Origin of the sequence: Arenibacter certesii DSM 19833, assembly GCF_000429545.1 — a bacterium.
Lineage (GTDB): Bacteria > Bacteroidota > Bacteroidia > Flavobacteriales > Flavobacteriaceae > Arenibacter > Arenibacter certesii.
Genome location: NZ_AUCB01000008.1, coordinates 1 through 12975, shown reverse-complemented (window position 1 = coordinate 12975; position 12975 = coordinate 1). Strand labels below are relative to the sequence as shown.

Sequence of the window (12975 nt, the reverse complement as noted above, 5' to 3'; positions counted from 1 at the left end):
GTTTTCAAGCTATGGGATATAGCTCGATTTTTTAAAAAATACTTAAAATGAATTATGCGTGCTTAGGAGGTTGAAAGATGTCGGTATTAGATATCTGTTCATAGGATTCCTGATAAAAATAGCCAGAAGTGGAATCAAATGCAGGAGGAGTTTTTAACAATATAGCTGGAGCTTCGTTTAAAACAAAGGCAGTAACAGCGTGTATACAGGATTGATGATTAAAAGGTAGGCTTTCATGATCTTTGTGCTCCTCTTGATGCTCCCTATGATGTTGTTCCTTTTGTGCGCCGTAATGCTTGGAAACAAAATCGATTAAATTATCCCCGTATTTCTGCTTGTGGAATTGGGCATGAGAAAAAAACTCATTTAACTGCGAAAAATTCACCATATCCATGTGTAGGCTTTGGATTAAAAGCAATGAGGATAGCGCTATGGAAAATAATTTGCCCATTTAGGGTTAAAGATAAAAATAATTAGAATATATATACCTGACCTTTGTCATCCTTTAAAAAAAAATGTTGGTCTTACTTGTTAAATGGATTTGCTGGCCTTTAAAGATTTCGTCTATTTTATATATAGTTGACTGAAACCACGCTTTCATCTTGCATATCCAAAAATGGTCCTTGATGCCGCATTGAATAGATATAAAAAAGGCTGCGAAAAATTAAGGTCAGCCTGTTAAAAGATTACTCTACAACGACCAAAGCATTTTGTAGTAATTCTTTCTTATGTCTGCTAAGTGGGATTATCTTTCCGTCTATTTCTACACTGGAGCCATTAAACTTATCAATTTTATCTAAATTGACTATAAATGATTTATGTATCCGCAAAAATTTGTCTGAAGGTAATTGGTCATTAAAAGCTTTCATGGTAGAAAGAATGAGCATATTTTTGTCTTTGGAGATTATCTTTATATAATCACCATACGCCTCTACCCATAAAATATCATTTAGAATAAGTTTGGTGTTTTTTAATTGGTGGTTTATATAGATGAAATCTTGCTCCGTCTCTTCGATGTTTTCTAGTCTGAAATTGGTAAGTGCCTTTTTTACAGCATTATCAAATCTTTTTTTATCTACAGGTTTTTGTAAATAATCTGCAACATTGTAGTCAAAAGCTTTCATTGCGTGATGGGCACTGGCAGAAATTACAATTATCTGTGGTTTTTCCTCCAAGGATTCCAAAAGATCAAAACCGTTAACAATAGGCATTTCAATATCTAAGAAAATTAGATCAACATCATTATCGGCCAAAAAAACTTTAGCTTCCTGTCCGTTTCTAAATTCATCTAAATAAAATAAAGAGGTATTATCTTTAATTAGCTTAGAAATGGTACGTCTCTGCATTGCAGAATCCTCGATTAGGACACATTTTAATTTACTACTTTTCATATAGCTTAGGTTCATGATACCTCGGATTTCTAAATCATTTTTAAATAAAAGAGATAGAAATATACATTCTCGCACGTTCCTCTCGTAAAACATTTTGAGAAAACTGTATTATTCCAAGGTTGGATTTAGGGTTATTTTAAACACAAATATACGGTAAGTTGCACAATTTTGACGTTTATCTTCAAAATCATACTTATAAGGCCATATTTTATGGAGATTTTTTTACCTAGGATACCCTTTTAAAACTTTAAATAAACCCAGTTTTTCTTCTGAATTAAAACTTCTCATAAACCATTGATTTTACTAATATTATAGTTGGGTATTCCTAGACGTTCAAAGTAGAAAAGGTCTCTTTATTTAAATTTTTTTAATGGGTTTATATAGTTAATTTTGTAGTATGGTAAGAAAATACGCAGCATCTTTTGTTTTTAGCATTTTAAATGTTTTCACCATTTTAATCCCAATGTTCATGTTGGGCCAGGAAATAAGATTGTTTAGGGTGCAAGATTTCAATTTAAACGGGGCAGTTAAATCCTGTATGGTCATTACCAACTATGGGAAGGAAGAATACCAATTTAATAGACAAGGAATACTTACAAAAGCCATTACGCGTTATAATGAAGGAGATTATGATATTACATTATACAAAATAAAAGACACTGTTTTATTAGAGAAACGGTTGGAGAATTACAGGGATGGAGTCTTTGTGCCAAATACATCCATTGCCAATCTTTACGCAATTGATACCACCGATGGTAAAAAAATAACCGAAAGGATTATTTCCTATAATAAGGAGTTTTTAGATCAGTATGAATATGGTTATGACGAGGAGGGAAAACTGATAACTATTAAGAGAATTAATGACAGGGGGATAGATGAAACTATAATAACTTATGAAGAGAACAATGGTGAATTGACTGAAACGCATTATTTAGATGAAGTTATTTTAAAATCTATAAGGACTTCGGTAAGGGAAGGAGATAAGCTAAGCAAGCAAAAAATAATACTTACAAAAGAATTTCTAGAAGGAGAGCCGTATAAGGCGTTGGAGCAAACTTTTAATAGTAGGGGCAATCTGCTATCGGAAATTAATTTCACCTTCAATAGGGCTAAAAACTCTTTTGAGCCAATAGAAAATAAGACCTACGAATACAACCTCCAAGGAGATCTAATTGCTGAGAAAGTAAAAAGCGGAAAATCGAATATGGAGAAAAATTACCACTACCAGTATGACGGGGGTGAAAAAAAGAACTGGATTAGACAAATTGTAACTCCAAATAATACCTACACCAGTAGAAAAATACAATATTATTCAAAGGTGCAATCCCTAGAGAGTAAGATGTAGGAAATAAAGGGAACGTTAGGTGCCACTTATTTTTCACTTAAAAAAGGATTATCCCGTTTTGCACATTAGTTGAGTTTTGAATATTGAAACGCTTACCTTACAGTTGCATTCAGTTGCTATAAAAGGGTATCGTCATTTTCGTTTAATGCTTCAAGGGTTACACAAAGGTAATTGACTTTCTATATTATAATAAAAAACATCCTGAACATAATTAAATATACAGGATCTTTTTTTATTAAAACTTTAATGGATTTCACCGGTATAGTCTACTCTTAGATTTTTCTTGCTATTTCCATTCTGGACCTGAACTTGGTAGGTCTTATTAACACCCTTATCCTTAAAATAGGTTACTCTATAGATATCTTTTTGAATAATCCAATCTGGATATTGTTTGTATATCTCGTCCCGCACAGAATTAGGTGGAGTAACATTTTTAAATTTCTCAATGGTGGAAAGTACTTTTCCTTCAGCATCATAGGTTGCAATTATCCTGCCATTGGTCTGAGAGAAAATAACCTTATAATCATCGTAATTCCCGTCAAAATTTGGGTCTTCGGTTACATCGTAATTAGCGACCTCTTTTTGTAGGTTTTGTACAAATTCAGGTGTAGCTTCGTTACTTACCATATTGTGGTAGACTAGGTTAGATATTGGACTGATAGTCACGCCTTCTAATTCAAACGCATTACTATGTTCGTCATGATTGTCTTCTTTATTTCCGTTGGTTTGTGAAAATCCAATAGAAATGAATCCCATTAGTGCGATTAAAATAAATGATTTTTTCATGATTGATGATTTTTATGATTCGTATATCTTAAAAATACCAATTTGGACCCTAGTACAATGCTACTTAGGTAGCACCTACATACGCTTTATTATAATATTAACAGGGTGAAATAGTGTAGGCATCTATTAGAAACTGAAATGGGATGCTTTCTTGTAAAGAAGGGTGGAATCAATAATTTCAATATGCTTTCTTCTAATATCCAATATACCCTCTTCCTTAAATTCTTGAAGATGCCTATTTAATACTGCTCGTGTTGTTCCGATTAATCCTGCCAACTGATTATGGGTAAAGCCGTCTATCGTTTCTATTTTATTGGTGGATTTATTGGTGTACTGTAACAATAGTTTAGCCAATCGTGTTGAGGTATCCTTGAGGCAGATATCAGATACCACATCTTCTAAGTGATTCATTTTTTTTAAAACATAGACTAATATTTGCTTAAAAAACAGCGGATTTTTTAAGGACCATTCTCGCATTCGGTTCAATGGAATATAAAGGACTTCCGTAGGAATTAGCGTTTCATAGTATAGGCTAGTGCTTCCCTCGCCGATTAATGAACAAACATTTAAAACATCGTTTTCGGTCAATAAAGAAAGTACTATTTCCCTATCATTGATGGAATCGTAGTCGTATGCCTTTACAATACCCAATGTAATGATATAAAATTTATGTAATTCTTGGTCGGACTGTAGAATGCAAGTCCTTTCTGGCCAATAACATGGATTAGCAATGGCGATTAGCTCCAACAGCGATTTATCATTAATATCAGTGAAGAGGTTGTTGTCTCGTATTTTTTTAAAATATTCAGTAGACTTTATTGCATCCATATTTTTGATTTTAATTCTGGTGGAATTCCTTTTCTATGCAGTAAAAAAAAGTAAGTAAAAAAACAAAAAGGGGGGAAATCAGATAGAGAACCTAATAAATCTCAAAATAAGTCAGGTAAAAATACGGAAAAACAACCGTTTAGGGAATTTGGTTGACAATTCTTTATCAACATGTTTTTATAGAAGGTTTAACAATTTACTTATGGGTCAACTGGATAGTAGGTCGTTTATTATATTCGGTTTAACTTCATGCCCTCCCTTAAATACAATATACTTAGCTTTACCCTGAAAGAGGGCTTCAATTTTAGGTCGCTCTTTTTCCTGGCGCTCAGGAGTGAGGAATTCATCTTGGTCACCAAAAACAATTTTTATTTCGGTATCCAGGTGCTTCAGAAATTCAAAATCGGCAATTGTAAGTTCTGGGGGAATCCCACCAGCATACAAAATAAGCTCATTACACACAATCTTACTTTTAGCAACCCACCTGGTTGCAATGGAGACCCCCTGGGAGAAACCTAGAATGATTAGTCGGCAATCCTTTGGGATGTTCTCGTTCAATAGTACCTGATCTAAATATCGGATTACATTTTCTGTTTCCAAAACCGTATTTTCCTTAGTAAGCCAGCTAGCCCCCACATGTCTATAATTAGAGCCTAGGTAATATTTGGAGGGCGCTTGGGGAGCAATAATATAGTTATCCTCTTTGGGCAGACCTTTGAAAAACTTTATAAAGTACTTGCTTAGAAACCCAATCCCATGTAACACGACCCAAACGTTTTTAGTGTTTTTGTCTAAAGTGTTTAAACTGAGATAGGTGTTAGTTGTAGTATAGGTGATTTTTTTTTCTTGGTGGTCCATATATGTTAAATAGGAAATAAAGTAAGCTATTATTTGATTTTCTAATGCTTAATTTTACAAAAAATCATTTCATGGAAGAATATAGGGAGAAAATACTTCGAATTTGCAATGAAACCAGTAAAGGTACCTTAATGGAAACCTTAGGGATGGAATATATAGATGTGGGGGAAAATTATTTAGTGGCTAAAATGCCGGTTACGCCAAAAGTTTATCAACCAGATGGCGTTTTACATGGGGGGGCAACGGTGGCCCTGGCAGAAAGTGTGGGGAGTGCAGCTTCTTTTATTTTTATAGACGCCAAAAAATATATCGTACGCGGATTGGAAATTTCTGCCAACCATGTTAAAAGTGTAAGGGAAGGAGAGGTTTTTGCCAAGGCGACTATGGTACATAAGGGACGTACCACACAAGTTTGGGATATTAAGGTAACCGATAAGGACAATAACTTAGTTTCTATTTGTAAATTAACAACCATAGCCTTACCAAGAGAATAGTATGAGATTGAATTTTTTGGACCGTATATCCCAACAATTTAAAGATCAGCTGCCTTTTGTGGCCTATAGAAAGCCCAATGAGGAGATAGTACAGTTAATTCTACAAAACAACCAGGAGCTGCATACTGTGGTAGATTATGAGGAAACCGGCTTTGTTTTCGCACCTTTCAATTCTAATGAAAACGCTATTTTAATAAAGAATGATAGCTCCTTTGCTGAAATTCTCCAATTAGAAAAGACAGAAGAGAATCTAGAGTCGGTGGCTGTAGAAGAAAATATTTCCGAGAAGACTTTTCATTTAGAGTTGGTGCAGAAAGGGGTAAATGAAATTAAACTAGGCAACCTAGAAAAAGTAGTTTTTTCTAGGGAGGTGAAAGTGAAATCGTCTCAAAATCCACTTCAATTATACCAAAATATTTTATCCCATTATCCAACTGCATTTTGCTATATCTGGTATCATCCTAAGGTGGGGATGTGGTTGGGTGCCACACCGGAATTGTTGTTGGAAATGGAAAATAGGCAATTACGGACCATGTCATTGGCGGGAACTATGAAGTATAATGGGGAATCTGAACCGGATTGGGGCAACAAAGAGTTGGAAGAGCAGCATATGGTTACCCAATTCATTACGGACTCCTTAAAAGGGAAAGTTGCATCTTATGATGTATCGGAAACAATAAGTTCACGTGCAGGAGAGCTTTGGCATTTAAAAACCGATATTTCTGGGGTAGTAAACCTGGAAACGGGAATTGGCGCGATAATACATTCCTTGCATCCTACTCCTGCAGTAGGTGGCCTACCCAAGTTGAAGGCAAGAGATTTTATTTTGAAGAATGAAAATCATCACAGGGAGTTTTATACTGGCTTTTTAGGTGAATTAAATTTTAAGGAAGAAGTGAATCGACCTGAGAAAAGAAGAAATCAAGAGAATAGAGCGTATAGGACCATTAAGAAAAAGACCCTACTTTTCGTCAATCTCAGGTGCATGAAAATACAGGAAGAACAGTTAACTATATACGTAGGGGGTGGAATTACCCGCGAGTCCGATCCAGAAATGGAATGGAAGGAGACCAGCGATAAGAGTCGCACTATGTTGAATATTATCCACCGTTAAATTTATTAGGAAATAGGATTGGTTTAAATTAGGTGTAGGTTGTATTTTTGTGCTAATGAAATACTCTATTATCCCCTCCTCCCAGACCGTGGTATACCATTGCAAGGCAAGAGGTATTAAAAATATTATTATTTCCCCGGGATCCAGAAATGCTCCATTGACCATTGGTTTCACTGAAGACCCCTTTTTTAACTGCTATAGTATTGTAGATGAAAGGAGTGCTGCGTTTTTTGCTATGGGTATTGCCCAGCAATTGAAAGAACCGGCTGTTGTTTTGTGTACCTCTGGTAGTGCCCTGTTAAATTACTATCCCGCTATTTCAGAAGCATTTTATAGTGATATTCCCTTAGTGGTTATTTCCGCGGATAGGCCGCCGTACAAGGTAGATATTGGAGATGGACAAACCATAAGACAGGAAGATGTTTTTAAGAATCATATTGCTTTTGGGGCAAATTTAAAATTGGATGTATCTCATGCTTCCGAGAAGGTTCTAAAATATGATAAAGAAAGTCTTGATGGGGCCACAGTTGAGGAGGCACAGCTAACAGTGCAGGAATTTAACGATGCCGTTTTGGATAAGGCTTTCAATGTGGTGTTTTCCTTAAATAGCCCAATACATATAAATGTGCCGTTTGAGGAGCCTTTATATGAGGTTATCACAGAACCTACCTTAACACCTAATGTTAATATTATTAGGAAGGAGCACAAGGGATTTGACCTAGAAAATTTTCAAGGATATTTAGATATCTGGAATGGGGCCAAACGGAAAATAGTATTGGTAGGGGTTAATTTTCCAAATACCGTAGATCAAAAGTATTTAGAGATATTAGCCAAAGATCCTTCTGTTATTGTTTTAAAGGAATGCACTTCCAATCTACACCATCCTAATTTTTTTCCGAGTATAGACAGTATTATAGCGCCTATAGAAAAATCGCCTAATAAAGAGGAGTTGTTCAAGCAATTGCAACCAGAAGTTGTACTTACCTTTGGCGGTCTAATTGTTTCCAAAAAAATAAAGGCGTTTTTACGCGAATATAGTCCTACATACCACTGGCATATAGATGCACATAAGGCGTCAAATACGTTTTTTAGCCTTACCCATCACTTTAAAACGGAGCCCAATACTTTTTTTGGAAAATTATTGAAGAAAAAATCAGTTCCGATAAGTGATTATCACCAGTATTGGTCCCAGGCCAAAATCCGTTATATTTCTAGGAGGGCAGCGTACATGAAGGAAATTCCTTTTAGTGATATGTTAGCTTTTAATCACCTCATGGGGAGTATTCCTAAGAAATATCAATTGCAGTTGGGAAACAGTTCTGCTATACGTTATGCCCAGCTATTTGATTTGGATGCTTCTGTAACCGTTTTTTGTAATCGTGGCACAAGTGGTATAGATGGCAGTACTTCTACTGCTATTGGTGCAGCGCTACATACTGATGAGCCAACGCTTCTAGTTTCTGGAGACCTTAGTTTTCTGTATGATAGCAATGCATTGTGGATTAAATATATAAGGCCAGATTTTAGAATCATAGTCATCAATAATGGTGGGGGCGGTATTTTCAGGATCTTACCCGGGAAGGATAAATCCGATAATTTTGAAACGTTTTTTGAAACAACGCACCAGATAGATCTTGCCGATATCGCAAAAACCTATAATTTTGACATTGTTTCAGTAGCAGATGAATCGTCATTAATATCGGAATTGGAAGGCTTTTATGCAAAGTCCCAACGTCCCAAAATATTGGAGATTAAAACTCCTAGATTATTGAATGATGAAATTTTGCTAAATTACTTTGATTTCATATCTTAGGGCGAGAAATAATTCATAAATCATTAACTAGTATTATGAGTAAAAGAGACGAATTGATCGAAAAGTATGCCGCAGACATTAAAGATAAATTTGGAGAGGCGCCAAATATGGATTTATTGACTAAGGTGACCATTGGGTGTGGACCTTCAATCTATAATGCAGATGCGTCAAAAGTTTCTGGATCGGATGACAAGGAATTGGCAACTGTAAAGAACAACTTTTTAGTTAAAAAGCTTGGATTAAAAGATGGTCCTCAATTAATGGAGGCTATTAATGCGGTTATTGAAAAGTACGGTAAATCTGAAAGAAACAAGTACAGGGCGGTAGTATATTATATGCTTGCCAAGCACTTTAAAAAGGAAGCGATTTACGATAAATAAGCAACACAATTTGAATATTAGAGCCGCTCTTTAAAAAGAGCGGCTTTTTTTTATTAGAATTCTTTTAAAGTGTATTTTTGCAGCATGATAGCACTTGGAAAATATAGTAAATTAGAAATATTAAGAGACACTACTGTTGGTCTTTTTTTAGGGGATGAAGAAGGGAATGATGTTTTATTGCCCAATAAGTACGTACCAGAGGAATTTGAGATTGGGGAGTTTCTGGAGGTGTTTTGTTATCTAGATCATGAGGAGCGTATTGTAGCTACTACTTTGGAGCCCTATGTAATGATAAATCAGTTTAGGTTGCTTCAAGTTGCTGAGGTTAATGAATATGGTGCCTTTATGGATTGGGGATTGGAAAAGCACTTGCTGGTTCCCTTTCGTGAGCAACGTAACAAGATGCAACAAGGTCAGTGGTATGTTGTATACTGCTATCTGGATGAAAAAACCAATAGGTTGGTCGCATCTAATAAGCTTGATAAGTTTTTGTCTAATGATACCCTTACCGTAAAAGAAGAGGAAAAGGTAAATCTTACGGTTACTAGGTTTACGGATTTGGGGTGGGAAGTCATCATAAATGAAAGACACAAAGGACTTGTTTATGCCAATGAAGTGTTTAAAAAGGTATCTGTTGGGGATCAGCTCGTTGGATATATAAAATTAATAAGACCGGATAATAAGATAGATGTATCCCTACAGCCATTGGGATATAAAAGTTTGGAACCTGCTGCCAATCTTATTTATGATAAGCTACAGGCCTATGGAGGATATCTTGAGCTCCATGATAAATCGGATCCAGAAGATATTAAACGGATCCTTCAAATGAGTAAAAAAACCTTTAAGAAAGGGATCGGAGCACTTTACAAGGAACGTAAAATTGAAATTAGTACAGACGGTATACGCTTGGTGTAAATCATAAAGCGATAGGTTTGGTTTTTGTGTAGGCCGAACCTGTCCTAAATGGTACATTATTAGCCTATGTAAACGTTAACTACTTTTGGATATATCAAGTCACACATTTTAGTTGGATCGCTTTTTATTGAGTAGTGTTGGTAAATTCTCCATTTACTTTTCATAAAAGGAAGGTAAAAAGCAATAAAATGTTGATTTTTAGAAGTATAACCTCTGGAAACATTAAATTTAATCCCGTACATTTCTATTTTTATCACAAATTCTTTTAATTTTACATCAGAATAGATAGAAATATCAATATTTCGCTGTTTTGTGTTATTTTTAAGTATTCACCCCCTAAAAAACAACTTCTATGCCGTTCATTGAGGAAAGCGATTTGTTAGAATTGCATAAAGATATTGACAAGGCTCAGTTAATAAATGAGCGTTTATTAGATCAGATTAAATATAAGAACAGGGAGTTAAGGCGTAGTAAAATCCAAAGGAATATATTTGGTAGTGTTACCGTACTTTTCCTAATTGTTTCTTTGGCGGTCATTTCCTATAACGCTGGTTTTGTCAGATCTACCAACTTTGAGAGTAGAAACAATCTTTTAGTTTCTATAGATAGCTTAGAAGTTATTAAGGCAAGAATAGATAATCTGAGGGAGAAAAACGAAGAACTAAGTTTAGTAAAGGAATTTTATTTGGCTAAAAAGTTCTTGGAAAAGGAAAAAATATATTCTGTTCAGGTAAAATCCTTTATAGATAATAATCTTACTCTTGCATCTGAATCTCTCGGGAACACTATATTTGCTAAGGCAAACCCATTTTATTCCTATTCTTTAGGAAACTTTGAAACTTTGGAAGAAGCCCGTTCTTTTAGATTTCAATTAGTGAAAATGGGATTTAAAGATGCATTTGTTGCGTCTTATAGAGATGGAAAACGCATAGAAATAGAAGATCCCTACTAATTTGTTGAAAACTAAAGCTTGGCTCAATGCGGCGCGGTTAAGAACCCTTCCGCTATCATTATCAGGGATTATTGTGGGCACCGCCCTAGGAACCATGTATGGTTCATTTGACTGGCGCATATTTTTATTTGCCATTCTTACTACAGTAGGTTTTCAGGTTATTTCAAATTTTGCCAACGATTATGGAGATGGCGTCAAGGGAACCGACAATGAGAATAGAGTGGGCCCTAAACGCGCCTTGCAAAGTGGTCTCTTAAGTAGGACCCAATTAAAACGTGGGATAATTATTTCTATTTTAATTTGTATAGGCCTGGTTCTTGCTTTGTTGTATTTTTCGTTTGGGACAGAAAATTTAAAATACATTTTGATATTTGGACTTCTTGGAGGTTTTGGCATTTGGGCCGCCATTAAATATACTGTAGGAGATTCCGCTTATGGATATAAAGGTTTGGGAGATGTTTTTGTATTTCTCTTTTTTGGATTGATCGGGGTAATGGGATCTATGTTCCTCTATACTAAATCCATTTATATATCTTCAGTTTTTCCCGCTGTAACTATTGGCTTATTGAGCGTTGGGGTGTTAAATTTAAATAACCTAAGGGATTATGAATCAGATAAATTAGCGAATAAAAATACAGTTATAGTGAAAATGGGGATTAGGAATGGTAAGATTTATCATATCCTATTAATAGTATTAAGTTTTGTTTGTATGCTGATTTATACTATTTTGCACTATGAAAAATGGAAGAATGTCTTACATTTATTAGCGTTTATTCCTATATTTATACATTTGGTAAAAATGCTGGGAGTAAAAAACACCGTTTTACTCGATCCAGAATTAAAAAAATTGGCACTTAGTACTTTTTTAGTGGCAATTCTATTTTATATTAGTTTTACCAATTTATAATGTCTTTAACCAACTAACCAATCAAAAACGTAAACTTTGGAGCAACCAATCAGAATTCTTATAGTAGAGGACAACGTAATTATTGCAGATGACATGCAATCTATGTTGGAGGAGATCGGCTACGTAATTGTAGACAATGTTATTGTTTATGAACAAGCGGTAGAGGTATTAAAAAACCAAGAGGTAGATTTAGTACTGATAGATATAATTTTAGCATCGGATAAGACTGGAATAGACTTAGGGAAGCATATTAGGAAAAACTATGACATTCCTTTTATTTTTGTTACTTCCAACTCGGATAGGGCTACGGTAGAAAATGCCAAGAGTGTTAAACCTAATGGGTATTTGGTAAAACCATTTGAGCAGCAGGACCTTTATACTTCTATTGAAATTGCATTATCTAATTTTACTAGTGTAGTTAAAAAAGGAGATGTACAGGAAGAGGAGGAAGATGATAAGGTAATCTCCAATACTGTTTTAAAAGACTCCATTTTTGTTAAAAAGCAACAGTTATATTATCGAATTCAATTTTCAGACATACAATTTATAAAGGCCGATAACGTATATCTTGAAGTGAATACGGTAGATAAGAAGTTTTTAGTGCGCTCCCCTCTTAAAGATTATTTGGAGAAATTGCCAAAGCATAAATTTTACAGAGCACATAAATCTTACATTGTAAATGTGGATCATATTGATGCGATAAATTCCAGGGATATTCTAATTAACGAAACCTTGATTCCTATTTCAAAGGAATTTAAAGATTTTATAATTTCTGCGATGAATTCCTAAATTCCCATTACAATAGCGTTACACAGTTAATCATTTTACTTGAGGAAATGATAGAAATAGGCGCATTCAGAATTGACGCAACTGCTTGTTTATCAGGTATTTAATTCGTATATTTAGATATAATAAAACCCCGAAAACGAGTCTCTAGCTCAAAAAACGGGGTTTTTATCTTAATGTCTATGTCCAAGATACGAAGAATCCACGATTTCCAGCACAGTTTTACATTTTCCTCCCAGACCGAAGAGTTCGATGCGTTTTACGCCCGGTTTCTCGAAAGCGATCTTGGCAAGATCTATATCGCCATCCCTTGGGACGAACTGGTAGCGGCCCTTGGTCTGAAGGAAGCCAAAAAGGGCCCAAGGTGCATCTTCTGCGCCAAGGGCAAACTTGCCCTTATGTTCCT

General features: G+C 35.1%; 15 protein-coding genes. 9 read left to right on the top strand and 6 right to left on the bottom strand.

The window, feature by feature from the left end; all coding sequences use genetic code 11:
* Nucleotides 1-52: 52 nt before the first annotated feature.
* Both G466_RS0104580 and G466_RS0104575 read right to left on the bottom strand, forming a co-directional pair.
* On the bottom strand, nt 53-451 hold the full coding sequence (locus tag G466_RS0104580; protein WP_026812594.1) for a hypothetical protein: 399 nt from the start codon (nt 449-451) through the stop codon (nt 53-55).
* 235 nt (nt 452-686) lie between these two features.
* Complete coding sequence (locus G466_RS0104575; protein ID WP_034234713.1) at nt 687-1391, bottom strand: LytR/AlgR family response regulator transcription factor; 705 nt, start codon at nt 1389-1391, stop codon at nt 687-689.
* A gap of 397 nt (nt 1392-1788) precedes the next feature.
* Here G466_RS0104575 and G466_RS21450 point away from each other — a divergent pair, with 397 nt between their 5' ends.
* Nucleotides 1789-2736, top strand: coding sequence for a hypothetical protein (locus tag G466_RS21450; protein WP_034234673.1), 948 nt, complete (start codon nt 1789-1791; stop codon nt 2734-2736).
* Between the two features lie 243 nt (nt 2737-2979).
* Here the strand turns inward: G466_RS21450 and G466_RS21445 are convergent, their stop codons facing one another.
* From G466_RS21445 to G466_RS0104555, 3 genes are all read right to left on the bottom strand, one after another.
* Complete coding sequence (locus G466_RS21445) at nt 2980-3522, bottom strand: hypothetical protein (protein WP_051315526.1); 543 nt, start codon at nt 3520-3522, stop codon at nt 2980-2982.
* A gap of 126 nt (nt 3523-3648) precedes the next feature.
* Nucleotides 3649-4350: a Crp/Fnr family transcriptional regulator gene (locus tag G466_RS0104560; protein WP_026812592.1), complete on the bottom strand. Its 702-nt coding sequence runs from the start codon at nt 4348-4350 to the stop codon at nt 3649-3651.
* A gap of 207 nt (nt 4351-4557) precedes the next feature.
* Nucleotides 4558-5208, bottom strand: coding sequence for an alpha/beta hydrolase (locus G466_RS0104555; RefSeq protein WP_026812591.1), 651 nt, complete (start codon nt 5206-5208; stop codon nt 4558-4560).
* A gap of 71 nt (nt 5209-5279) precedes the next feature.
* Here G466_RS0104555 and G466_RS0104550 point away from each other — a divergent pair, with 71 nt between their 5' ends.
* From G466_RS0104550 to G466_RS0104515, 8 genes are all read left to right on the top strand, one after another.
* Nucleotides 5280-5702, top strand: a complete 423-nt coding sequence (locus tag G466_RS0104550) for a PaaI family thioesterase (RefSeq protein WP_026812590.1) — start codon at nt 5280-5282, stop codon at nt 5700-5702.
* A gap of 1 nt (nt 5703) precedes the next feature.
* The gene (locus G466_RS0104545; RefSeq protein WP_034234671.1) at nt 5704-6816 is read left to right on the top strand and encodes a chorismate-binding protein; all 1113 of its coding nucleotides are present in this window, start codon (nt 5704-5706) and stop codon (nt 6814-6816) included.
* A 55-nt stretch (nt 6817-6871) separates the two neighbouring features.
* Nucleotides 6872-8629 carry a 2-succinyl-5-enolpyruvyl-6-hydroxy-3-cyclohexene-1-carboxylic-acid synthase gene (gene menD, locus G466_RS0104540; RefSeq protein ID WP_026812588.1) on the top strand — a complete coding sequence of 586 codons (1758 nt, stop codon included), beginning with the start codon at nt 6872-6874 and terminating at the stop codon, nt 8627-8629.
* 35 nt (nt 8630-8664) lie between these two features.
* Nucleotides 8665-9009, top strand: coding sequence for a DUF2853 family protein (locus G466_RS0104535; protein ID WP_026812587.1), 345 nt, complete (start codon nt 8665-8667; stop codon nt 9007-9009).
* Between the two features lie 84 nt (nt 9010-9093).
* Nucleotides 9094-9924 carry a CvfB family protein gene (locus tag G466_RS0104530; protein WP_026812586.1) on the top strand — a complete coding sequence of 277 codons (831 nt, stop codon included), beginning with the start codon at nt 9094-9096 and terminating at the stop codon, nt 9922-9924.
* Between the two features lie 352 nt (nt 9925-10276).
* Nucleotides 10277-10876 (top strand): SPOR domain-containing protein, encoded by a 600-nt coding sequence (locus tag G466_RS0104525; protein WP_026812585.1) that lies wholly within the window; start codon nt 10277-10279, stop codon nt 10874-10876.
* A 4-nt stretch (nt 10877-10880) separates the two neighbouring features.
* Nucleotides 10881-11783 (top strand): 1,4-dihydroxy-2-naphthoate octaprenyltransferase, encoded by a 903-nt coding sequence (gene menA, locus G466_RS0104520; RefSeq protein ID WP_316929598.1) that lies wholly within the window; start codon nt 10881-10883, stop codon nt 11781-11783.
* A gap of 36 nt (nt 11784-11819) precedes the next feature.
* Nucleotides 11820-12572, top strand: a complete 753-nt coding sequence (locus G466_RS0104515; RefSeq protein WP_026812583.1) for a LytR/AlgR family response regulator transcription factor — start codon at nt 11820-11822, stop codon at nt 12570-12572.
* Between the two features lie 170 nt (nt 12573-12742).
* On the opposite strand, the gene G466_RS24080 is transcribed toward G466_RS0104515, so the two are convergent.
* On the bottom strand, nt 12743-12975 hold a 233-nt coding region (locus tag G466_RS24080), incomplete at its 5' end, for a hypothetical protein (protein WP_026814843.1).